This window comes from Marinobacter shengliensis (assembly GCF_030297115.1).
Lineage (GTDB): Bacteria > Pseudomonadota > Gammaproteobacteria > Pseudomonadales > Oleiphilaceae > Marinobacter > Marinobacter shengliensis.
Genome location: NZ_AP028062.1, coordinates 540,493 through 559,619, shown reverse-complemented (window position 1 = coordinate 559,619; position 19,127 = coordinate 540,493). Strand labels below are relative to the sequence as shown.

At 56.3% G+C, this 19,127-nt stretch carries 23 protein-coding genes and 1 tRNA gene; 5 read left to right on the top strand and 19 right to left on the bottom strand.

Going from position 1 to position 19,127, the window contains the following annotated elements:
• Nucleotides 1-55: 55 nt before the first annotated feature.
• Together QUE75_RS02550 and QUE75_RS02545 are read right to left on the bottom strand one after the other, a co-directional pair.
• The gene (locus tag QUE75_RS02550) at nucleotides 56-781 is read right to left on the bottom strand and encodes an LrgB family protein (RefSeq protein ID WP_138436851.1); all 726 of its coding nucleotides are present in this window, start codon (nucleotides 779-781) and stop codon (nucleotides 56-58) included.
• Nucleotides 774-1,139 (bottom strand): CidA/LrgA family protein, encoded by a 366-nt coding sequence (locus QUE75_RS02545; protein WP_138437003.1) that lies wholly within the window; start codon nucleotides 1,137-1,139, stop codon nucleotides 774-776. The genes QUE75_RS02550 and QUE75_RS02545 overlap by 8 nt, the downstream gene beginning before the upstream one ends.
• A 69-nt stretch (nucleotides 1,140-1,208) precedes the next feature.
• Here QUE75_RS02545 and QUE75_RS02540 point away from each other — a divergent pair, with 69 nt between their 5' ends.
• The 3 genes from QUE75_RS02540 to bluB all read left to right on the top strand — a co-directional run bounded on the left by QUE75_RS02540 (nucleotide 1,209) and on the right by bluB (nucleotide 2,663).
• Nucleotides 1,209-1,754, top strand: a complete 546-nt coding sequence (locus QUE75_RS02540) for a YaeQ family protein (RefSeq protein ID WP_286253414.1) — start codon at nucleotides 1,209-1,211, stop codon at nucleotides 1,752-1,754.
• A 90-nt stretch (nucleotides 1,755-1,844) separates the two neighbouring features.
• Nucleotides 1,845-1,921: transfer RNA gene (locus QUE75_RS02535), tRNA-Arg, on the top strand.
• 64 nt (nucleotides 1,922-1,985) lie between these two features.
• Complete coding sequence (bluB, locus tag QUE75_RS02530) at nucleotides 1,986-2,663, top strand: 5,6-dimethylbenzimidazole synthase (protein WP_286255574.1); 678 nt, start codon at nucleotides 1,986-1,988, stop codon at nucleotides 2,661-2,663.
• A 69-nt stretch (nucleotides 2,664-2,732) separates the two neighbouring features.
• Here the strand turns inward: bluB and QUE75_RS02525 are convergent, their stop codons facing one another.
• The 13 genes from QUE75_RS02525 to QUE75_RS02465 are packed head-to-tail and all read right to left on the bottom strand — an operon-like array spanning nucleotide 2,733 to nucleotide 14,146.
• The gene (locus QUE75_RS02525; protein ID WP_286253413.1) at nucleotides 2,733-3,641 is read right to left on the bottom strand and encodes a F0F1 ATP synthase subunit gamma; all 909 of its coding nucleotides are present in this window, start codon (nucleotides 3,639-3,641) and stop codon (nucleotides 2,733-2,735) included.
• Nucleotides 3,625-5,241 (bottom strand): F0F1 ATP synthase subunit alpha, encoded by a 1,617-nt coding sequence (locus tag QUE75_RS02520; protein WP_286253412.1) that lies wholly within the window; start codon nucleotides 5,239-5,241, stop codon nucleotides 3,625-3,627. Before QUE75_RS02520 ends, QUE75_RS02525 begins: the two co-directional genes overlap by 17 nt.
• Before the next feature lie 34 nt (nucleotides 5,242-5,275).
• Nucleotides 5,276-6,046, bottom strand: coding sequence for a F0F1 ATP synthase subunit B family protein (locus tag QUE75_RS02515; RefSeq protein WP_022990720.1), 771 nt, complete (start codon nucleotides 6,044-6,046; stop codon nucleotides 5,276-5,278).
• Nucleotides 6,047-6,054: 8 nt separating this feature from the next.
• A complete protein-coding gene (locus QUE75_RS02510; protein WP_022990721.1) occupies nucleotides 6,055-6,333 on the bottom strand; it encodes a F0F1 ATP synthase subunit C in 279 nt (92 codons plus the stop codon).
• A complete protein-coding gene (locus tag QUE75_RS02505) occupies nucleotides 6,330-7,028 on the bottom strand; it encodes a F0F1 ATP synthase subunit A (protein WP_022990722.1) in 699 nt (232 codons plus the stop codon). Before QUE75_RS02505 ends, QUE75_RS02510 begins: the two co-directional genes overlap by 4 nt.
• A complete protein-coding gene (locus QUE75_RS02500) occupies nucleotides 7,028-7,342 on the bottom strand; it encodes an ATP synthase subunit I (protein ID WP_022990723.1) in 315 nt (104 codons plus the stop codon). The genes QUE75_RS02505 and QUE75_RS02500 overlap by 1 nt, the downstream gene beginning before the upstream one ends.
• Nucleotides 7,339-7,641, bottom strand: a complete 303-nt coding sequence (locus tag QUE75_RS02495; protein WP_022990724.1) for an AtpZ/AtpI family protein — start codon at nucleotides 7,639-7,641, stop codon at nucleotides 7,339-7,341. The genes QUE75_RS02500 and QUE75_RS02495 overlap by 4 nt, the downstream gene beginning before the upstream one ends.
• Nucleotides 7,638-8,048: a F0F1 ATP synthase subunit epsilon gene (locus QUE75_RS02490; RefSeq protein ID WP_286253411.1), complete on the bottom strand. Its 411-nt coding sequence runs from the start codon at nucleotides 8,046-8,048 to the stop codon at nucleotides 7,638-7,640. The genes QUE75_RS02495 and QUE75_RS02490 overlap by 4 nt, the downstream gene beginning before the upstream one ends.
• Nucleotides 8,045-9,421: a F0F1 ATP synthase subunit beta gene (gene atpD / locus QUE75_RS02485; protein ID WP_022990726.1), complete on the bottom strand. Its 1,377-nt coding sequence runs from the start codon at nucleotides 9,419-9,421 to the stop codon at nucleotides 8,045-8,047. Before atpD ends, QUE75_RS02490 begins: the two co-directional genes overlap by 4 nt.
• 19 nt (nucleotides 9,422-9,440) lie before the next feature.
• On the bottom strand, nucleotides 9,441-10,364 hold the full coding sequence (gene arcC, locus QUE75_RS02480) for a carbamate kinase (RefSeq protein WP_022990727.1): 924 nt from the start codon (nucleotides 10,362-10,364) through the stop codon (nucleotides 9,441-9,443).
• 33 nt (nucleotides 10,365-10,397) lie between these two features.
• Nucleotides 10,398-11,399 carry an ornithine carbamoyltransferase gene (locus QUE75_RS02475; RefSeq protein WP_022990728.1) on the bottom strand — a complete coding sequence of 334 codons (1,002 nt, stop codon included), beginning with the start codon at nucleotides 11,397-11,399 and terminating at the stop codon, nucleotides 10,398-10,400.
• A gap of 18 nt (nucleotides 11,400-11,417) precedes the next feature.
• Nucleotides 11,418-12,647, bottom strand: coding sequence for an arginine deiminase (locus QUE75_RS02470; protein ID WP_022990729.1), 1,230 nt, complete (start codon nucleotides 12,645-12,647; stop codon nucleotides 11,418-11,420).
• Between the two features lie 14 nt (nucleotides 12,648-12,661).
• A complete protein-coding gene (locus tag QUE75_RS02465; RefSeq protein ID WP_022990730.1) occupies nucleotides 12,662-14,146 on the bottom strand; it encodes a YfcC family protein in 1,485 nt (494 codons plus the stop codon).
• Between the two features lie 224 nt (nucleotides 14,147-14,370).
• On the opposite strand from QUE75_RS02465, the gene QUE75_RS02460 reads away from it, so the two are divergent.
• Together QUE75_RS02460 and QUE75_RS02455 are read left to right on the top strand one after the other, a co-directional pair.
• Entirely contained in the window at nucleotides 14,371-15,039 is a 669-nt protein-coding gene (locus tag QUE75_RS02460; protein WP_286253410.1) for a DNA-3-methyladenine glycosylase I, read from the top strand.
• Between the two features lie 107 nt (nucleotides 15,040-15,146).
• On the top strand, nucleotides 15,147-15,668 hold the full coding sequence (locus tag QUE75_RS02455; RefSeq protein WP_286253409.1) for a type I restriction-modification system subunit M N-terminal domain-containing protein: 522 nt from the start codon (nucleotides 15,147-15,149) through the stop codon (nucleotides 15,666-15,668).
• On the opposite strand, the gene QUE75_RS02450 is transcribed toward QUE75_RS02455, so the two are convergent.
• The 4 genes from QUE75_RS02450 to QUE75_RS02435 all read right to left on the bottom strand — a co-directional run bounded on the left by QUE75_RS02450 (nucleotide 15,665) and on the right by QUE75_RS02435 (nucleotide 19,023).
• Complete coding sequence (locus QUE75_RS02450; protein ID WP_022990734.1) at nucleotides 15,665-16,042, bottom strand: antitoxin Xre-like helix-turn-helix domain-containing protein; 378 nt, start codon at nucleotides 16,040-16,042, stop codon at nucleotides 15,665-15,667. The genes QUE75_RS02455 and QUE75_RS02450 overlap by 4 nt on opposite strands.
• Complete coding sequence (locus tag QUE75_RS02445; RefSeq protein ID WP_022990735.1) at nucleotides 16,042-16,281, bottom strand: AbrB/MazE/SpoVT family DNA-binding domain-containing protein; 240 nt, start codon at nucleotides 16,279-16,281, stop codon at nucleotides 16,042-16,044. The genes QUE75_RS02450 and QUE75_RS02445 overlap by 1 nt, the downstream gene beginning before the upstream one ends.
• Before the next feature lie 518 nt (nucleotides 16,282-16,799).
• Complete coding sequence (locus tag QUE75_RS02440; protein WP_286250329.1) at nucleotides 16,800-18,371, bottom strand: transposase; 1,572 nt, start codon at nucleotides 18,369-18,371, stop codon at nucleotides 16,800-16,802.
• A 154-nt stretch (nucleotides 18,372-18,525) separates the two neighbouring features.
• A complete protein-coding gene (locus QUE75_RS02435; RefSeq protein WP_286253408.1) occupies nucleotides 18,526-19,023 on the bottom strand; it encodes an ankyrin repeat domain-containing protein in 498 nt (165 codons plus the stop codon).
• Nucleotides 19,024-19,127 lie beyond the last annotated feature (104 nt).

Genomic DNA, 19,127 nt, shown 5'->3' with positions numbered 1-19,127 from the left:
TCATTACAAACGAGAATTGCAACCATTTGTACTTAACTTTTTGCTAATAAATGTATCAGATCATCCAGAAGGCCAGCGGCAGGAACAACGCCGTGAATACCCCCGTCAGCCCCATCCCCAGAGAAGCAAAGGCGCCGGCAGTATGACTGATCTCAAACGCACGGGCCGTGCCAATGGCGTGACCATTGAGGCCAAGGGCAAAACCGATGATTCGGTCGTCGGTAATCCTGAGCCAGCGGGCGCACCAGTCCACGAACAGCGAGGCCAGTACACCGGTGATCAGCAGCCCGCCCAGTGTGAGCGACACCGACCCGCCCAACTCCTCAGTGATGCCCATCGCAATGGGTGCCGTAACGGATTTAGGCGCCAGTGATGCCAACACCATCGGCGCCGCCCCCATCAACCAGGCAATGGCCAGGGCATAGATCGCCGCCAGGCTTGCGGCCAGGGGCAGCGTCACGATAATCGGCCGCCACAGCGCCCGGATGTGATGCATCTGCTGATACAGGGGAATACCAAGCGCAACCGTTGCCGGCCCCAGCAGCACCGTTAGCCAGCGCGCACCCGCCTCGTAACGTTCAAAGCCCAGGCCACTGGCGGCCACTACCGTCGCCAGCAGCAGCGCCGCAATCATTACCGGCGGCAACCACAATGGGCGCCGTAGCCTGGCGAACAGCCACTGGGCCACGATAAAGGCGCCCAGGGTCAGACCAATGGACAACATGGGGCCAGCCGTCCAGGCCGCCAGCAACGCGTTGAATCCGCCCGGTTGATCAGTCATGTTGATCACCTCGGGTTTGCTCTGTCGTCAGTTTCTTCATCAACAGCAACGTGGTGAACACACTCAGCAAGGTGCCTAAAACCAACGCCACCACCACGGCTGTCCAGTGCCCGGCAAACTGATCCGCTATAAAGAACACACCAACAACACCGGGCGTGATCAGTAACACCAGAACCGATATCAGCCCCTGGCTGGCTGCCGCCAGCTCGTCGGTTACCCGCCCGCGAAGCATCAGGGTAAAGGTTGCCATCACCATACCCAGAACCCCGCCGCTGATGGGCAGCCCCACCAGTACCCGCACCGCTTCACCCAGCAGAAAAAACACCACCAGAACCAGAAAACCCCGCAACACCACCATGCCGCTATGCCCTGCCAAGTCAAAATTGCTCTACACTATTGCCCTGCCACCCAAAACACAGGACGCTCAATGGCACTGAAAGCCACTATATTCAAAGCCACACTCCATATCGCGGATATGGACCGGCATTACTACGCCGACCACCACCTGACCATCGCCCGCCACCCGTCAGAGACCGACGAGCGAATGATGATCCGGCTGCTGGCCTTTGCCCTGAACGCCACAGATACGCTGGAGTTTACCAAAGGCCTGAGCACCGATGACGAACCGGAGCTGTGGCAGAAATCCCTGACCGATGACATCGAACTCTGGGTAGAGCTGGGCCTGCCAGACGAAGACCGGGTTCGCAAAGCCTGCAACCGGTCGCAGCAGGTCATTCTGTATACCTACGGTGGCCGCGCGGTGCCGGTGTGGTGGGAGAAACACCATAACAAGCTGGAAAGATTTGGCAACCTGACCATCGTCGACCTTCCCGCCGAAAGCACCGCCGCACTGGCTCGCCTGGTGGAGCGCTCAATGACGCTACAGGTGTCGATGCAGGACGGCGAAGTCACCTTCAGCAATGACACTGATCTGGTCAGCATCACACCGGAACAGAAACTGCCGAAGGTGTGAAAACAGAGTTGCCGCAAGGGGCTGGACAGACGCCCCCGGCGCACGTAAGATTGCGCACTCGAAATTGACGAGCAATCCGCAGTTTCGAATGCGCCCGTAGCTCAGCTGGATAGAGCGCTGCCCTCCGGAGGCAGAGGTCAGAGGTTCGAATCCTCTCGGGCGCGCCATATTTTTCAAGGGCTTACGTGAAAACGTAAGCCCTTTTTATTTGTCTGTGTCCAAATTGTGTCCATGGTGTGTCCACGGTTTCTAGGACATTTTTTCCGGCCATGGAATTTTGACCTTTGTACTGAAACCGAAAACTCCCCCATTCCCCAGCCAGTGTTGGCTCGTTTGCTGAAAGCTGCCCACCATGCGCCATCGGTGGGCTTTATGCAGCCGTGGGACTTTGTTCTGATTGATAGCCTTGAGGTGCGTCAGCAGGTGCTGGCGAGCTTTAACGAAGAAAATGCCAAAGCTGCAGAAAACTATACTGGTGAACGCCAGCAAACCTACCGCAGCCTGAAATTGCAGGGCATTACCGAAAGCCCGATGAATTTATGTATTACCTGCGATCGCAGCCGGGGTGGTACTCACGTACTGGGCCGTAACTCGATTGTTGAAATGGATCTGTTCAGCACTTGCTTGGCGGTACAGAATTTGTGGCTGGCGGCGCGAGCGGAAGGTATTGGTGTGGGCTGGGTTAGTATTATCGATCAGGATCGGTTGTCGGATATTCTGCAGTTGCCCGAGCAAGTCTACCCCTTGGCGTATCTGTGCTTGGGCTATGTCAGCGAGTTTCTGGATCAGCCAGAGCTGCAAGCGAAAGGCTGGCGTGAACGCTTGCCATTGGAAGAGTTGGTGCATGGAAATGGCTGGGGAAAGCCGTTAGAGCCGGTTGGCTTGAGTGAACGATTGAAGAATAGCTGAACATCAGGCTGCAATGGGCGCTAACCTCTTTAACAGCACCTGAAGCCCCAGAGTGGGGATGATAAGCCCCTATTTGGGGATTTGAGAGCCCATTATGGGCTTTTTAGGCTTCTTCAACGCCTCAAAACCAATAATCACATCCATCAGTTCATTGGTAATTTCGTCTTGCCGCACCGATCTTAACTCGCCCGTTACATCTTCTATGCGCTCATCCACGGACTGCTCCGCCTGCTGCATAAGGGCCAAACGTGCGGAGTTTTCAGTGACCATGGCTTCTGCGGAGGCGCGGAAAACGCTGGCGAAAATGTGACTGCGAATCAGGGATGATAACAGCGCGTCTGCTTCCATGGTGTAATCCGGAAGTGCGCGTGAGTCCCATTGTTTTTCAGGCTGGAGCAGAGAAGGCTCCAGCGGTAAAAGGCTCTGCAGTGTCGGCTCTCGGGTGCCGTGCTCACCCCGCTGGGTAAAAGCCAGGGTGACGGCCAGGTGATGCAACGGCTGGCCCCGGCTAAAGCGATCGATACGGGTAACAATATCACCAGCGAGGCGGCCTATGCCGTCAGCTGAGGCGGGAGGCAGCAGGACCGCTTCCGGCGCCAGAGTCTGATCATCCAGGGCATCGTTCATTTGTGCACCAATACAAAGCAGGCGCTGTTTGCCTGCCATTGTGCGTTGGCAATGTTGCTGAACCGCTTTTGCGAGTACTTCATTGTAGTTGCCGCAGAGGCCATGGTCGGAGCCGAATACGATCACCAGATGCTCCAGCGCGTCGTCCTGGCGCAGGGTGATGCCGCCGGTTCGGTAAGCGAAGGCTGCAAAGCCCCGCAGTATGGCCTGATGATAGGCTTCGATTGAGCGGGCTGCGTGTTCATAAGGCGTTGCGTTTATCGCCGACAGGGTTTTCATAGTGTGAACGATGCCACGAATACTGGTCAGGGTATCGCTCTGCCGGGTGAGTGCTTCAAGCGTCTGGGCCATGCTTGACCTCGTCCGCTTCGGGTGTGGGGCCGGCATGATTTGCAGGCAGTACGGTGCGGGCAGTTGCGATAATCTGTGCGCGGTCGTCCTGGCTTAATGCCTTGTTTTCGCTGATGCGTTCATCAATGAACTGGAAATGCTTGCGGGCCGCGGCGCGGATACGGCTCATGGCATCGCTTAACTGCTCTTCAGGCAGGTCGTCGAACAGTCCTTCCATTGCCGCAATCAAAACCGCCAGTTGTTCGGCAGCAGGCATGGGATCACGCTCGGCCTGACGTAACGCGGTGCGAACCGCAGCACCACGGGTAAGGCGGGCGCGGGTGGTGTCGTCCAGCCGGGTACCGAACCGGGCGAAGTCTTCCAGTTCTTCAAACTGTGACAGGGTAACCCGCAGGTTACCGGCCACTTCCCGCAAGGTGCGGCTTTGCGCTTTGCCGCCTACGCGGGAAACCGACAAGCCCAGATCCACAGCCGGAAACTGGTTTCGACGCACCAGCCTTGGTGACAGATAAATTTGCCCGTCGGTAATGGAAATCAGGTTGGTGGGGATATAGGCGGACAGGTTTTCTGCCTGGGTCTCCACCACCGGCAAGGCGGTGATCGAACCGCCACCGGCTTCCCGGGTAAACTGACCGGCCCGCTCCAGCAAGCGGGCGTGTACATAGAAAATATCTCCGGGGAAGGCTTCGCGTCCCGGCGGCCGACGCAACAACAGCGACAACTCCCGGTAGGAGCGGGCGTGGTGGGTAAGGTCATCAAAAATCACCAGCACATCCTGGCTCTGATCAGAAAAATACTCCGCCATGGCCATGGCGGAGTAGGGGGCAATGTACGCCAGTCCGGGAGTTTCTTCGTCGCCGGCGGACATCACGATACTGCGGGCCAGCATGTTATCTTTCTTAAGGGCCGCAATGACTCGCGAGACCGCATCGCCGCGCTGGCCAATGGCGCAATAGATACAGGTCACGTCTGATCGTGCCTGATTGAGCATTGTGTCTATGGCGATGGAGGTTTTTCCGGTCTGGCGATCACCAATAATCAGCTCCCGCTGGCCCAGCCCCACGGGCACGGCGGCGTCAATGGCTTTGATGCCGGTCGCCAGGGGCCGGAAAATGGCTGAGCGGCTGAGCACACCCGGTGCTTCGGCTTCAATAGGCGTGTCTGCTACCGCGGCTATGTCCCCCAGGCCGTCCCTCGGGCGGCCCATGGCATCCACCACGCGCCCGAGTAAAGCCGGGCCCACAGGCACGCTCACCACTTTGCGGGTGCGGCGAACATCTTCGCCCAGAGAAATAGATTCCGAGGGGCCGAGCAGAATCACGCCAAGCCTGCCAGGTTCCAGATCCAGTACCATGCCGCGCACACCGCTCTCGAACACCAGCAGCTCATCTGCCAGGGCGCGGGCAAGGCCGGTAACCACCGCCACACCGTCGCCCACTTCGGTTACCTTGCCAACTTCGGTTATTGCCGGGGTTGGTGCAGGCACTGCCAGCAGTGAGTTGCGCCATGCCTCAAACTGCTCGGCTGAGTGCAATTCTGTGTGTGATTGCGGGAGTGGTTCAGAAGGGTTTTCTGAAGCACTGCGATGAGTTTCGGCCATAGCGTCTCACTTATCCTGTTTGTACCTGCCGTATTCAGGTCTCGACGGGCGGTAACCGCCCGGACGCGCCGGCAGCCATGCGTTCGCTTAATAAAGCGTCAAATTCATCGGTGTAACTGTCCACTGTCCAGGCCACCTGGGCGCCGCCAACTCGAAGAACCAGGCCCGGGGCCTGTTGCGGGTCGGTTTCATAGCGCAGGTTAATACCGGGAAGCAGATCTTTGATATCGGCTCGCAGCAAAGCTTGTGCTGGTTCAGGCAAGGGATCACGAGTGGTTGCTATTGCCTCCTTGCTGTTGCCCGCAGCGTCTGACAGCTCGCTGGTCATGGGTCGTAAGCGCGCGCTGACGTGGCGAACGATAGCCTCTTCCAGGGATTCGTCCGCAAGATCCCGTAAGGCTTTGCGGGTAAGCTCCAGCAGAGTTTCTTCGCCGGCCCGCTGCAATTTTGCGGTGAACTTGCGGCGTTCACGCTCAAGGTATTTGTGCCAGTCTTGTTGCTCCTGCTCAAGCCTGGCGCGGGCATCGGCCAGAATGTTGTCGCGCTGGTCTTCTGATTCCCTGAGCGCCTGTTTGACCATGGCATCCTGGTCTGAAAGCAGTTGCTTTTTCTGCTGGCGAAACTCTGCTTCGGCAGCCTGGGCTTTCTTCTCGGCCTCTCCGGCTTCGGCCATGCGCCTGGCTATTTCAGCCTCACGGGCATCAATTCCGTCAAGTATCGGGCGATAAAGAAACCGCTTCAATAGCCACACCAGTACCAGAAAGTTGGCGATCTGCGCGATAACGGTAACCCAGTCAATGGACATGATCGGCTCTAACCTCCTGCGGCAACCTGCATGGCATCCCAGAACGGGTTGGCAAAAATCAGAATCATTGCCACCACAAAGCAGTATATGGCGGTGGATTCAATCATCGCCAGACTCACAAACAGGGTTCGTGACAGGGTTGGAGCGGCGTCCGGTTGCTGTGCTATGGCAGCAATCGCGGCTGCGGCTGCTCTCCCTTCGCCCAGTGCAGGGCCAATGGCCCCAATGGCAATGGTCAGGCCGGCGGTAAATATGGAAATCGCCGCAATAATGGCAAGATCGGTCATGATTTGTCCTCTTTCTTGAGCACTGGGTGGTCTGGGTCTGCTGTGGCAGACGAAATGTAAACGGTGGCAAGAATGGCGAAAATGTAGGCCTGAATCATGCCGGTTAACAATCCCAGCATGTCCATGACCACCGGGAAGAAAAACGGCGCGACGGTCAGCAGAATGGCAGCAATAACCGCGCCACTCATCACGTTGCCGTAAAGACGGATGGCCAGGGAAATGCCCCGGGAAAACTCACCAATAATATTGAACGGCAACATGATGACTGAAGGCTCAATAAACGTTTTCAGGTAATGCCCGACGCCGCCGCTGGCTATACCGAAAATCGGTACTGCCACCAACACAGACAAGGCCAGTGCTGCCGTGGTGGATAGCGACGACGTTGGTGGCGAAAACCCGGGGATCACCAGCATCAGGTTTGATAGGGCAATGAACAGGAACAGGGTGCCGGCAAAGTACATTACGTGGCGTGCCGAGTTGCGGGTAACTTCTTCGATCTGACCCTGGATCAGCTTAACAATCACTTCCAGTGATGTGCGCCAGCGATTGGGTGGCACATCAGGGCGCAGGTTGCGGGTAATCAGCATGGAAATGCCCACAAGCAGAGCCATTACAATCCAGGTGTTAACGATGGTGGCGTTGACCTCCCAGCCGGCGAGTGTGAAAACAATAATGTCATCGGGGGTAAGCTGCATTACGCGCCCTCCTGTGGTGCGGTTGTGGGTGCCTTGCCGGCTCTGGCCCGGAATACAGCCACCAGTCGCGTCAGGAAAAATGCCAGTGCGTAACCGGCGATGGCCCAGTTGCTGCCGGCGTAAGCGGTGCCCCCTGCACCAATGCCAAGCAGCACCGCAATCCGGCAGAATGAACTGGCCATCAGCCAGAGCCCGGGCCGCTCAGAGGCCAAAGCCTGCCGCATGCCCCAGGCCAGCCCTATAAAGAACAAGGCGCTGATGGGTAAACCAAAAGAAAAACCCAGCAGTACCGCTTGCCAGTTTACTGTTATCACCGTTTGTCCCCCTTTTGATCCGGCCCTTCTTTTTCGATCCAGCTCCAGGCAATGATGCCTCCTACAACCACACCGCCAAGAATCAGCGCAATGGGCCAGGAAAAGTTCTGGGGTGCCACCTTGTTCAACCATAACCCCAGGAAGGCGCCACCCACAGTAGGCACCGCGATTGACCAGCCGATGATGCCGAAGGCGCCCAGCCCGCGGAGGGGACTGACTCCTGGCTCATTGCGCGCGCGCTTCATGCGCTCGGCACTGCGCCGGATGTCGTCTGCCGAGCGATCATTTTTCGTGCTCATACCGTGGGTTTCCGTAAGTCGCCGAAACGCCGCACTATGCCCGCTTCCAGCCGGGACAGGGCTGAGCGTGCCACCCGCTCTTCTTCATCCACTTCGATAAATGCAGCCTGTATGGTTTCGTTGAGAGTTTCCAGGTCTTTGCCCTGAACACCGCGGCGTATGGCGATGTCCACCTGGTGGCCCGTCTTTACCAGCACACCTTCATCGATGCCAAAAAACGTTTCGGTACCCTCGGCCGAGGTGAGGATCAACACCGAGGGCACTAAAGCTGTCACGAAATCCGTGTGGTTCGGGAGCATGCCAAAAGCGCCGTTTTGCGCGGTCGCAAACAGCTTTTTCACGCTGCCTTCGAACAGGGTCCGGGTGGGCAGTCGCAGCGTTACCCGCATGGATTCGGCAAGGCTCATGGTTTTTTCTCCAGATCCTGCAGGGAGCCGATCATGTAGTAGTCGGTTTCGTTATCGTGAAATTCGGTCTGGTTCAGGATGGTTTCGCAACCGTCCAGCGTGTCCTTGATGGACACGCGCCTGCCGCTGTCGCCGGTTAACGCACCAACGGTGAAAAACGGCTGGGTGAGAAAGCGCTCAAGCCGTCGTGCCTGTGCCACTGTGGCCCGGTCTGCGGCGGAGAGTTCTTCCATGCCCAGCATGGCAATAATATCCCGCAGATCTTCGTATTCGGCCAGGGTGCGCCTTACCGCCCGGGCAATATCGTAATGGCGTTGGCCTACAATGGCCGGCGTCAGCATCACGGAGGCGGAGCCAAGGGGGTCCACTGCCGGATAAAGACCTTCACTGGCGCGCTTGCGCGACAGCACCACAGAGGCGGAAAGGTGCGAGAAAATATGCGCTGCTGCCGGGTCCGTGAAGTCATCGGCGGGCACATAGACTGCCTGAATGGAGGTGATGGCACCGTTGCGGGTGGATGTGATGCGCTCCTGCAATGTGGCGAGTTCAGTCGCCAGTGTGGGCTGGTAACCCACCCGGGAAGGCATGCGACCCATCAATCCGGAGACTTCAGAGCCTGCCTGCACAAAGCGGAAAATGTTGTCGATGAGCAGTAGTACATCCTGCTTCTGCTCGTCGCGGAAATACTCCGCCATGGTGAGTGCGGTTTTGCCCACCAGAAAGCGCACTCCCGGGGCTTCGTTCATCTGCCCGAACAGCATCACGGTTTTATCGCGCACACCGGCATCGTCCATTTCGCGGTACAGCTCTTCGGCTTCCCGGGAGCGTTCACCTATGCCGCAGAACAAGCTTACGCCCTGGTAGTGCTGAACTGTGTTGTTGATCAGTTCCGTAATCAGTACGGTTTTGCCCACCCCGGCGCCCCCGAAAAGCCCGGTTTTGCCACCACGTTCAATGGGGGACAGCAGATCGATGGCCTTGATGCCGGTTTCCAGAATATCACTGTGTATTACGCGGTCTTCCAGCGCTGGGGGAGGCTGATGGATGGCGCGGTACACTGAGGCTGCAGGAGCCGGTTTGTCGTCAATGGGTTCGCCAAATACGTTGAGCATGCGACCCAGGACGGTATCACCCACCGGAACCTGAATGGGTGCCCCGGTGGCCCGAACCGGCATTCCCAGCCCCAGCCCACGTACAGGCGCCAGCGCCATACAGCGCACAACCCCGTCATCAAGGAGGGAAGTTACCTCCAGCGCAAGGCTGCCGGCGTAAACCAGGTCCTGAATACGGGGCGAGGTTGCCGGGAACTTCACATCGATAACACCGCCGCGTATTCCCACGATCTGTCCATCATCGACGATCTGATCCAGCATGGATAACGAGCCCGAACCTTTAAGTGTTATGGGTAGCGTTCCTGGTGATAAGCGTACCCGCGCGCCCATCGAGAATATCGAGAGCATCTTCCAGGCGGCCAATTCCGCTGATACCGCCAAAGTCAGCAAAATCGCAGGCCGCCGCCACCTTTGGCCCCATTGAACCGGCCGGAACATCCAGCTTCCGTCCTTGTTCGGGGGTTACTTTTTGAACGGGTGCGGCAGCAGGTGTACCAAAGTCACGATACACCGCGTCCACATCGGTTAACAGCAGCAGTGCATCAGCCCGCAACTCTCGTGCCAGTAAGGCACTGGCCGCATCCTTGTCAATCACCGCTTCTACACCAGTCATACTACCGTCATTGCGACGCAATACCGGAATGCCACCGCCTCCGGTGCAGATAACAACCACTCCCTGATCCAGAAGCAACCTCAGCACCCGCATATCGGGTATTTCTTTGGGTGCAGGCGAGGGCACAACTCTGCGCCACTTATCGCCGTCGGCCGCAATATGCCAGCCGGCAGCGGCTGCCCGGGATTCGGCTTCTGCCTTATCATAGACCGGGCCGATAAATTTGGTGGGATTTTTGAAGGCAGGGTCCTCACGCTCAACCACAACCTGGGTAAGCAAAGTTGCCACAGGGCGGGAGTGGTTGAGGGCGTTTTCCATCTCCTGTTCGATCATGTACCCGATCATGCCACCGGTTTCCGCCCCCAGCACATCCAGTGGGTAGGCTTCCTCAGGCTTGTATGCCGCGCCCTGCAATGCCAGCAACCCCACCTGGGGGCCGTTGCCGTGGGTAATCACCAACTCATGCCCGGCCTCTACCAGTTTGGCCAGTGATTTCGCAGCGATTTTCACATTGGTGCGCTGGGTTTGGGCGGTTAATGGCTCACCGCGCTTTAAAAGGGCGTTACCGCCCAATGCTGCAACAATCAACATCCTGTGTATCCTTTTTAGCAGCCGGGGCCGGCGTCAGGCCCCGAGGGTGGCTACCAACACCGCCTTGATGGTGTGCATACGATTCTCTGCCTGATCAAACACGATGGATGCAGGGCTTTCGAAAACCTCGTCTGTCACCTCCATGGCACTTATGCCGAACTCCGCTTCTATTTCTTTACCCACGGCTGTTTCTGTATTGTGAAAAGCAGGCAGGCAATGCATGAAGCGGGCGCGCGGATTGCCGGTTTTTTCCATCAGTCCGGCGTTCACCTGGTAGGGCATTAACAGCTTGATCCGCTGGCCCCACTTCTCTTTCGGCTCACCCATGGATACCCAGACATCTGTGTACACAAAATCGACCCCGGCCACGGCCGTATCAATGTCGTCGGTAATGGTAATGCGGGCGCCGGTTTCCCGGGCAATAGCCTGAGCTTCATCTTGTATGGCCTCTTCAGGCCAGCATTCTTCGGGTGCACACAGGCGCACATCCATACCCATTTTGGCACCGCCAATCAGCAGGCTGTCCCCCATGTTATTGGCAGCGTCGCCAATAAAAACATAGGCCATTTCATGCAGTGGTTTTTCAACGTGCTCCTGCATGGTTAAAAAGTCTGCAAGAATCTGGGTTGGGTGGAACTCATCCGTCAGGCCGTTAAAAACCGGTACACCTGCATACTCTGCCAGTTCCTCAACAATTTTCTGACCAAAGCCCCGGTATTCAATGCCGTCATAAACACGGCCCAGCACCCGGGCAGTATCTTTTACCGACTCCTTGTGGCCAATATGGGTGCCTGAAGGTCCCAGGTAGGTCACTCTGGCCCCCTGGTCGTAGGCGGCCACCTCGAACCCCACCCGTGTCCGGGTGGAGTTTTTTTCGAAGATCAGTGCGAGTTCCTTGTTAACAAGCTGGGGAACCTCGGTGCCGGCATATTTGGCGGCTTTCAGGTCTTTGGCCAGTTTCAGAAGAAAACTGATCTCTTGCGGGGAGAAATCCCGCAAGGTCAGAAAGTCACGATTTTTCAGGTTAAAAGCCATGGTCTGAACCCTCTCCGGTCAAACGGGATCGCGCATTGTGGGGCAGCTCATGCAGCGCCCACCGCCGCGGCCACGGCCCAGCTCTGCACCTGGAATAGCCAGCACTTCGATGCCTGCTGCCTCAAGAGCTGCGTTGGTGTCGTCGTTGCGGTCGTAGCCAATAACCACACCCGGACTCAGGGCCAGTACGTTGTTACCATCGTTCCACTGCTCCCGCTCACGTTCGGCCGGGTTATCGCCTCCGGTTGGAACAACCTCCAGGGACTTATAGCCAAGCACGTCTGCGACTACGTCGAACAAGGGCCTGGGGTCCTGGCGGAAAGACAGGTGTTTACCGCCCTCACCCGGGCGCAGGTCGTAGCAGATCAACTCCTCTGCGACTTCTTTGAAGGCTGTAACGACGTTGCCACCGCAGAAGGTAAAGATGGTATCAAGGTGCATGGCCGCGCGGGATTTCGGGATCTGACAGGCAATGACCCGCTCTGCAGTACCCTTCCTGAACAGAGCATTGGCCAGCTGCCCGACGGCTTGTGGTGATGAGCGCTCACCCATGCCCACAAGCACGGTGCCATTACCTACGGGCATCACATCACCGCCTTCAAGTGTTGCAAGGCCATGGTTTTGTGTTGGATCACCCCAGAGCACGTCCACCTTCCCGGCAAATTTCGGGTGGTAGCGGTACACGCCGGCCATCAACAGTGTTTCGGGTTGCCGAGCAGACCAGTACATGGGGTTGAGGGTAACGCCATCGTAGATCCAGGAGCTGTTGTCCCGTGTGAACAGGTAGTTAGGCAGCGGTGGCAGCACAAATCCGTAGTGCCCCAAGTGGTTGCCAAAAAGCCCGGTTGGATCAAAGGGCAAATCGCCCACTTCAAGGCCGCCAATCAGATATTTTGAAAGCTCGGCTCCCGGCAACTCGTCCATCCAGGCGCGCAGGTCGGAAATCATCCCTACACCAATGTCGTTCCACGTAATCCGGTGGTCCAGGATCCATTTACGGGCTTCCGGAATATCCAGGGTCTCTGCCAATAATTCGTTAACATCCAGTACTTCAACGCCTCGCTCGCGCATCACGCTGGCAAACACATCGTGATCTTTCTGGGCCTGTTTGACCCAGAAAACGTCGTCAAACAACAGGGCGTCACAGTTGGATGGAGTTAGCCTCCGGTGGGCCAGGCCAGGGCGGCATACAACCACCTGCCGCAGCTTTCCGGTTTCCGAATGTACTCCAAGCTTGTGATCAGACATGGTTCAATCCTCTTTTAGATGAGTGCAGCTATGCTGATAACCACTGAAATGAAAATGGTGAGAATCAGGAGCAAAGGCCAGATAAACGCGATCCAGCGGTCGTAGGACACACGGCCAATTGCCAAACCTCCAACGACGACTGCAAACGTCGGGTTGATCAGGTTTACGAGTCCGTTGGCTGACTGGTACGCGGTGACCACCAGATCCCGGCCTACATGAGCAAAATCTGCAAGAGGTGCCAGAATCGGCATCGAGAGAACCGCCAGGCCGGATGACGATGGTACAAAGAAGCTCATGCCCACCTCGATCCAGAACATCAGGTTAATAAAGGCCAGTTCGGGTAAACCGCCCAGGGAGGTTTCGGCGCTGTGCAAAATGGTGTCTGCAATCATGCCCTGATCCATGATCACCACGATGCCTCGCGCAAGCCCTACTACCAGGGCCACACCCAGGAGATCACGGGCACCATCCACAAAGCTGCCGGTCAGCTCTTTCTCGCCCAGGCGGGCAATGATGCCGATAACAAGCGCAGAGCCAAAGAACAATGCCCCCATGCGCGCCATCCACCAGTCCTGGGACGATACGCCCCAGATCATCACTACGAAGGTGGCGGCAAAGATCAGCAACGCGACAATCTGTGTTCTGGTCAGAGTGGAAGCCTGAACTTCGTCGGCATGCTTGCCCAGGAAAAGTCGACGGTGTGCATCCCATTGCCTGGAAACCACCGAGTGAGAAGGGTCTGACTTTACGCGAACGGCATAACGCATAACGTAGCCGGCGCAAATCAACAGGCCGCCAATAAGCAGAATTAAGCGCACGACAATACCGTCTGTAAACGGAATTTGCGCTGCATTGGCGGCGATAACCGTGGCAAACGGGTTAATGGTAGAGCCCAGAACGCCAATGCCGGCCCCGATCAGGATAATGGCAACGCCGGTTACAACGTCGTATCCGGCGGCCATCATCACTGGAATCAGAATGGCATAAAACGCCAGGGTCTCTTCAGCCATGCCATAGGTGGTGCCGCCGATGGCAAATAAACTCATCAGGATCGGGATCATCCAGACCTCACGACCCTTGAGATGTCGCATGGCGCTGCGTATCCCAGTATCTATGGCCCCCGTAGCGTTCATCACGCCGAGGAAGCCGCCCAGGAAAAGTACGAACAAGGCAACATCAATGGCGTTTGCGACATAACTGTCCGGATCATAAAACCCGGCCGTTGGCGCCAGCATTACTTCCATAAAGCCCTGAGGGTTGGGGTCGACCGTCTGGTAGGTGCCAGGCACGGCCACTTCACGCCCGACTTCCTCGTTCATTGCCCGGTCGTATTGGCCGGCAGGTATAATCCAGGTCAGGGCTGCAACAAATATAATCAGCAGAAACAGAATGGTATAGGCGGTGGGGAACCGCGTTGCCAAATCCTGCTCAGGGTCGTTGGGTGAGTTTTCCAAAGATTTATCAGAAGGGGTTTCGGTGAGGTTATCATTATCATTCACAGCGCTTCTCCTTTGTGCACATCGACAGCTATATAGAGCCAATGAAGGGTCTCGATCCCGGCTGTGAACTTTTTGCTCTCATCCAGCCAGGAGTGAGCACGATTTCCGGATCGTTCATCTCCAAGATAGACGAGAAACAAAAAAATGAATTGAGTTAGGTCACTATTAATACAACTGTGACATTAATTTTCGGGTACCCGTCAATACTTCAAAGGCGAGACATTATGCGTTTTTCAGAGATTCATGAGCGTGCCATCGCCCGTAAAGGCGGCATCGAAGAGCTGAACGCCCTGCTGCCAAAACTGCCGCCAGCCACGGCCCTGGAGGCGCGATCGGATGATCGTTACCTCTCGGAAATCACCCGCTGCGTATTCAAGGCTGGTTTTGTGTGGCGCGTTATAGACAACAAATGGCCGGGTTTTGAAGCGGCTTTTCATGGCTTTGTGCCTGCCTACTGGCAACAGGTGCCACCAGACGTTTTGGAAGAGTTGGCGCAGGATGAACGGATTGTGCGCAACATGCAGAAAATACGTACCGTGCCGGAAAATGCCCGCATGATTGTGGATGCTGCGCGGGAATACGGCAGCTTTGGGGCTTTTCTGCAGCAATGGTCGTCAGAAGATCAAGTTGGCTTGTTGTTGTGGCTAAAGCGCAATGGCTCCCGCTTGGGCGGTAACAGTGCTCAGTATTTTCTGCGCATTGTTGGCTGGGATGGCTTTATTTTGTCTCACGATGTTGTTGCCGGCCTGCGCAACGCCAATCTTCTGGATGCTTCACCAACGAGCAAGAAAGGGCTGCAGCAGGCGCAGGCTGCGTTTACCGGTTGGCACCAGGAAACCGAGTTGCCATACAGCCAGCTGTCCCGCATTTTGTCGTATTCGGTGGAGAGTTGAATCCCTGAATTATAGTGGCTCAGGGTTAGGCACAAACTTTGTGTAGGCGCTATCATGCCAGTCACTATTGGATTTGTTCCCACCGCACCCGTAACTAAAGGCAGTTCATGAGCAAGGCGTCTTCCCCTGTAAAAAAGAACACCCGCACCTTCGAACAAACCCTCTGGGACACCGCTGACAAGTTGCGCGGTACGGTGGAATCGTCGGAATACAAGCACGTGGTGCTCAGCCTGATCTTCCTCAAATTCGTTAGCGATAAATTTGAGGCCCGAAAACAGGCGCTGGTTAAGGAGGGGCAAGAGGCCTATGTAGACATGGTGGAATTCTACACCATGAAAAACGTGTTCTACCTGCCCGAGCATGCCCGCTGGAATACCCTGCAGAAACAGGCCAAGCAGGACGACATAGCGGTAAAAATTGATTCAGCCCTGTTTTCCATTGAAAAACTGAACCCATCGCTGAAAGGCGCACTGCCGGACAACTACTTTTCCCGCATGGGGTTGGAGGCCAGCAAACTGGCGGCGTTGATTGATTCCATCCGGTCGAACTGGCTCCGTATTTCCTACCACTCAAACAAAAAAGGTGGCCAAACTGACCGCCCAAAATCTTGGTCGACGGGGGCTGGTTAACCCGCCCGCTTTGCATCAAAGTAGCGTCGAGTTTCCATGAGGTGCTTCATGGAGCCTAGCGCCATAAAGTCCAGGGCAGACGTTCCAGCGAAAGGAACTTCACTGGTTACCAGGCGAATCCGGTGATTGGCGCGCTCGGCCGTTGGGTACATGACTCTCAAGGATTTGTAGATGCCCAGGATGTAGCTGATGCGCTCCAGGGTATCCTGCGAGAGCGTTACATGTGGCAACGTCTCATACTTGGCCAGCGTGCTCCGGGACACACCGCCGAGCAACTGCATCATCTCTTTCTGGGTGCAGTCCCATTCGCGACAGATACCAAAAAAGCCTTTGAGAGCCACATGCCCTCTAGTTTTTTCGTCATCGAGGGCCATTATGTTCGTCCATCCTTGGGCTGCTCTCGATCTTCCACAAAGTCGTCACTGACGCCTTCAGAGTCGAACCACTCGTCCCAAACCGGATCGGTTGGTCGCTCGTAGCCTTTGACTGTCCCCTTTAGGCGTTCCAGAGGTGTAAGCTCCTGAGGGAGCGGCTCGGCCAGCTCGTCAGCATGGGCGGTGTGGGCATCTAGGCCGTCCAGGAGTTCTTTTTCGGTTGGGCGTTTGGTCTTCATGGCACACTCTCCGCAATCACAAGCAGGCCAACTCCGGGGCAGTAGGCTGCAGATAGTATGACTTTACCACCCGAACGAAGCGAGCTACATAGCCGCACTCGCCCAATGGGGGCTGCCATTCGTCGGGACCTTCGGCTCCCTTGCTCAGGCTCGCTTCGACAGGCAAAAGACTAACCGAGTCATTGGCGATGGACCGGCGCTTCTGGCCAAGCCATTCTCAGGCTCCACGATCCCAAACCCAGGCCAGCGGCACAACATGTTTGGTGCCCTCAAGGAACAAGCTTTTGGTACACGGTATGGTCGCAAAGCGAACGTTCAGATTTCGGAATAACGAGGCTGTAGAAAAACCCGATTCCGAGCCTTCCCCAGCACCTGGTTCCTAAAATTTTCTTAGCGGCCATCAGTTAGCCGATTATCATCGTTCCGATGTTCAGCCATGAGTTTCAGCCCTTTTGACGGTGTCAGTGCCGGTATAGCTGACATCCAGCAGACACATTTGTAACCGCCTGATCCCGACATCACGCTGCTAACCGCCCGTAATTCGCCAACTTCTCAATATTGTGCACCAGGCAGTATAGCTGCCATTGGCCTTGCACCTTCTTCTTGCCTCGCAAGCTGAAGCGATTCAGCCGTTTGTTCGTGCCGATGTTGCCGAACACCGGCTCCACCACCGACATTCGGTGGCTGTATATCTCTTTGCCCTGTTGGCTGTCGACCCGGTGCTTCATCCAGTCCGTGTAGTTCGGCAGACGCTTGTTCTCAATGGTGAACGACACCTGTCGGCCAGACCCATTTCGGTGGTTAGCGGATGCAGGGTTCTGCATGCATTGGTGCTTCTTGGGACAGTGGCGACATTGCAGCAATCGACCTTCGAAGTGAACTCGGACCTTGCCATTCTCGGCTTCCCTTTGACCCCGATAGGTAAGCTCTTCGCCAGTCGGGCAGACGCAGATCAGGTTCACGGGATCGAACTGGAATTCACTGGCCGGAATGATGTCTTTCCAACCCTTGTCCGGCAGGTTTTGATGCCGCTTGCCGTACTTGTCTTTCTGGTTTGTGAACTTCGGGTCCCGGCTGCGGAACTGGTTGTCTGGCACATAGCCGTTGATCTGACGGTCATGCAGGTACTGCATGTTGGCCTCGTTGGCGAAGCCGGTGTCGGCAGTGACAATAGCGCCAGACTGGTAGATGTTGTCAGCGATACCCAGTTTCTTGAAACGGGCTTCGACGGTTTCCAGTACCGGTTGCAGGGTGTGATGTTCCTGGCCTTCGCCAAAGGCCTGGGCGTCGATGATGATTTGGTGTTTCTTATCCACCGTGGCGACCCCATTGTAGCCCTGGATCGTGCCTTTGCTGGTGGTCATCTTGGCGCTTTCGTTATCGGTGACGTTGCTCTTCACTTCCTTGCTCCGTTTCCCCCGGCCCATCCGTGGGCGGCTCGTCTTTAGGAAACGATCAATCTTTTTAGCGGCCTCATCCAACGACAGAATGGTCTTCGCTCGGCGGATGTCGCGGTCCAGTTCGGCCTCGGTGTCTGCCTCGTCCCGCTCGTAATGCGCCCTGAGGTGATGACGGATCAGTCGTCGCAGTTTCTCCCGCTTCTCGCCCAGCTCTTTAAAGGTGCCGGACCATTCCTTGGCCGCGTTGGAGGACATTTTGCAGCCGTCGATGGCAAACAGCTCGTTACCCAACAGACCTTCTTCGTGGCACACCAGCAGAACTTGTTCGAACAGCTCTTCGATCTCATCGGCGTGGCTGCTGACAAACTTGGCCAGGGTCGTGAAATGCGGAACGGTATCGCAGGAGAGAGCTTTGAAGATGATGTTGGTCTCGCAACACCACTGCATTTCGCGACTGGAGGTGATGCCCTTGGAGTAGGCAAACAGGATGATCTTCAGCAGGATGGCCGGATCGTAGGCCAGCCGGCCAGTGTCTTCGTTGCGGTACTTGGGATGAAACACCGCCAGGTTCAGTTTGTGCTCGATCAGGTAGTGCACCGCGTGTTCAAAGGTGCCGGGCTGGAGCTGTTCCTGGTAGTTGATGGCGACCATGGTGTCCTGGTCGTAGTTGTAGTGCTTGAAGCGGGGCATCTGACCACTCCTTGTCCGTTTGCCTGATCCTATCAAAACACAGGGTGATTTCGGGGTTTTTCTACAGCCTCAACGCCCGCAGCACGCGCGGCCTTGTAGTGTAGGCGCAGCCGCAACGAAAAGGCCGTCGCTGTGCCTGCGCTGGTTATGCCGTCTAGGCCACCGTTTGCACGTACGCAATGGTCTCTGCATGACCTCTTTCTTTTGCGAATTCCAAGGCGCCCATATTCTTCATTGACTGCCCCGTATACCTCACCGACGTGTCGATGCCGGCTTCCACCAAAATTCGGGCGATGTCCGTATGGCCGTCGTAAATCGCAGAGAACAAGGCAATACGTTCTGGCTCACTTATATCGAAGCAGGCGCCACTTTTGATCAAAAAACATACCATTTCCCGTTGACCTTCTTGAGCAGCAGCATTGAGAGGGTTTCCACCAGAGACACCTCCATTAATGTTTATATCAATGCCTTGCTCAATGAGATACTTCGCCACCGACTTCTGCCCGGCGCTCGCAGCGATGTGAAGCCAAGACCCAAAAGGCGTCAACTTATGAAGATAATCAGAATCTTCCTCAAGGATCGCCTTGATTTTTTCTAGATCGCCATGCCTTACGGCATTTAGCATTGACCTGTTTTTCTCTTTATCTTCCATGGCTACTTCCAGAACCCCATGGGGCATAACGCCCTTGTTCAGCGGCAGCCTTGGAGGTGCGAAGCGCTGTAAAGGCTGTCCGATGGAGGCACCGAAGGTGCCGG

What these genes read in the sequence shown, in the direction of transcription:
- QUE75_RS02550 (WP_138436851.1), bottom strand. Translation starts at nt 781, where the DNA reads ATGACTGATCAACCGGGCGGATTCAACGCGTTGCTGGCGGCCTGGACG.
- QUE75_RS02545 (WP_138437003.1), bottom strand. Translation starts at nt 1,139, where the DNA reads ATGGTGGTGTTGCGGGGTTTTCTGGTTCTGGTGGTGTTTTTTCTGCTG.
- QUE75_RS02540 (WP_286253414.1), top strand. Translation starts at nt 1,209, where the DNA reads ATGGCACTGAAAGCCACTATATTCAAAGCCACACTCCATATCGCGGAT.
- bluB (WP_286255574.1), top strand. Translation starts at nt 1,986, where the DNA reads ATGGTGTGTCCACGGTTTCTAGGACATTTTTTCCGGCCATGGAATTTT.
- QUE75_RS02525 (WP_286253413.1), bottom strand. Translation starts at nt 3,641, where the DNA reads ATGGCCCAGACGCTTGAAGCACTCACCCGGCAGAGCGATACCCTGACC.
- QUE75_RS02520 (WP_286253412.1), bottom strand. Translation starts at nt 5,241, where the DNA reads ATGGCCGAAACTCATCGCAGTGCTTCAGAAAACCCTTCTGAACCACTC.
- QUE75_RS02515 (WP_022990720.1), bottom strand. Translation starts at nt 6,046, where the DNA reads ATGTCCATTGACTGGGTTACCGTTATCGCGCAGATCGCCAACTTTCTG.
- QUE75_RS02510 (WP_022990721.1), bottom strand. Translation starts at nt 6,333, where the DNA reads ATGACCGATCTTGCCATTATTGCGGCGATTTCCATATTTACCGCCGGC.
- QUE75_RS02505 (WP_022990722.1), bottom strand. Translation starts at nt 7,028, where the DNA reads ATGCAGCTTACCCCCGATGACATTATTGTTTTCACACTCGCCGGCTGG.
- QUE75_RS02495 (WP_022990724.1), bottom strand. Translation starts at nt 7,641, where the DNA reads ATGAGCACGAAAAATGATCGCTCGGCAGACGACATCCGGCGCAGTGCC.
- QUE75_RS02490 (WP_286253411.1), bottom strand. Translation starts at nt 8,048, where the DNA reads ATGAGCCTTGCCGAATCCATGCGGGTAACGCTGCGACTGCCCACCCGG.
- atpD (WP_022990726.1), bottom strand. Translation starts at nt 9,421, where the DNA reads ATGCTGGATCAGATCGTCGATGATGGACAGATCGTGGGAATACGCGGC.
- arcC (WP_022990727.1), bottom strand. Translation starts at nt 10,364, where the DNA reads ATGTTGATTGTTGCAGCATTGGGCGGTAACGCCCTTTTAAAGCGCGGT.
- QUE75_RS02475 (WP_022990728.1), bottom strand. Translation starts at nt 11,399, where the DNA reads ATGGCTTTTAACCTGAAAAATCGTGACTTTCTGACCTTGCGGGATTTC.
- QUE75_RS02470 (WP_022990729.1), bottom strand. Translation starts at nt 12,647, where the DNA reads ATGTCTGATCACAAGCTTGGAGTACATTCGGAAACCGGAAAGCTGCGG.
- QUE75_RS02460 (WP_286253410.1), top strand. Translation starts at nt 14,371, where the DNA reads ATGCGTTTTTCAGAGATTCATGAGCGTGCCATCGCCCGTAAAGGCGGC.
- QUE75_RS02455 (WP_286253409.1), top strand. Translation starts at nt 15,147, where the DNA reads ATGAGCAAGGCGTCTTCCCCTGTAAAAAAGAACACCCGCACCTTCGAA.
- QUE75_RS02450 (WP_022990734.1), bottom strand. Translation starts at nt 16,042, where the DNA reads ATGGCCCTCGATGACGAAAAAACTAGAGGGCATGTGGCTCTCAAAGGC.
- QUE75_RS02445 (WP_022990735.1), bottom strand. Translation starts at nt 16,281, where the DNA reads ATGAAGACCAAACGCCCAACCGAAAAAGAACTCCTGGACGGCCTAGAT.
- QUE75_RS02440 (WP_286250329.1), bottom strand. Translation starts at nt 18,371, where the DNA reads ATGCCCCGCTTCAAGCACTACAACTACGACCAGGACACCATGGTCGCC.
- QUE75_RS02435 (WP_286253408.1), bottom strand. Translation starts at nt 19,023, where the DNA reads ATGGAAGATAAAGAGAAAAACAGGTCAATGCTAAATGCCGTAAGGCAT.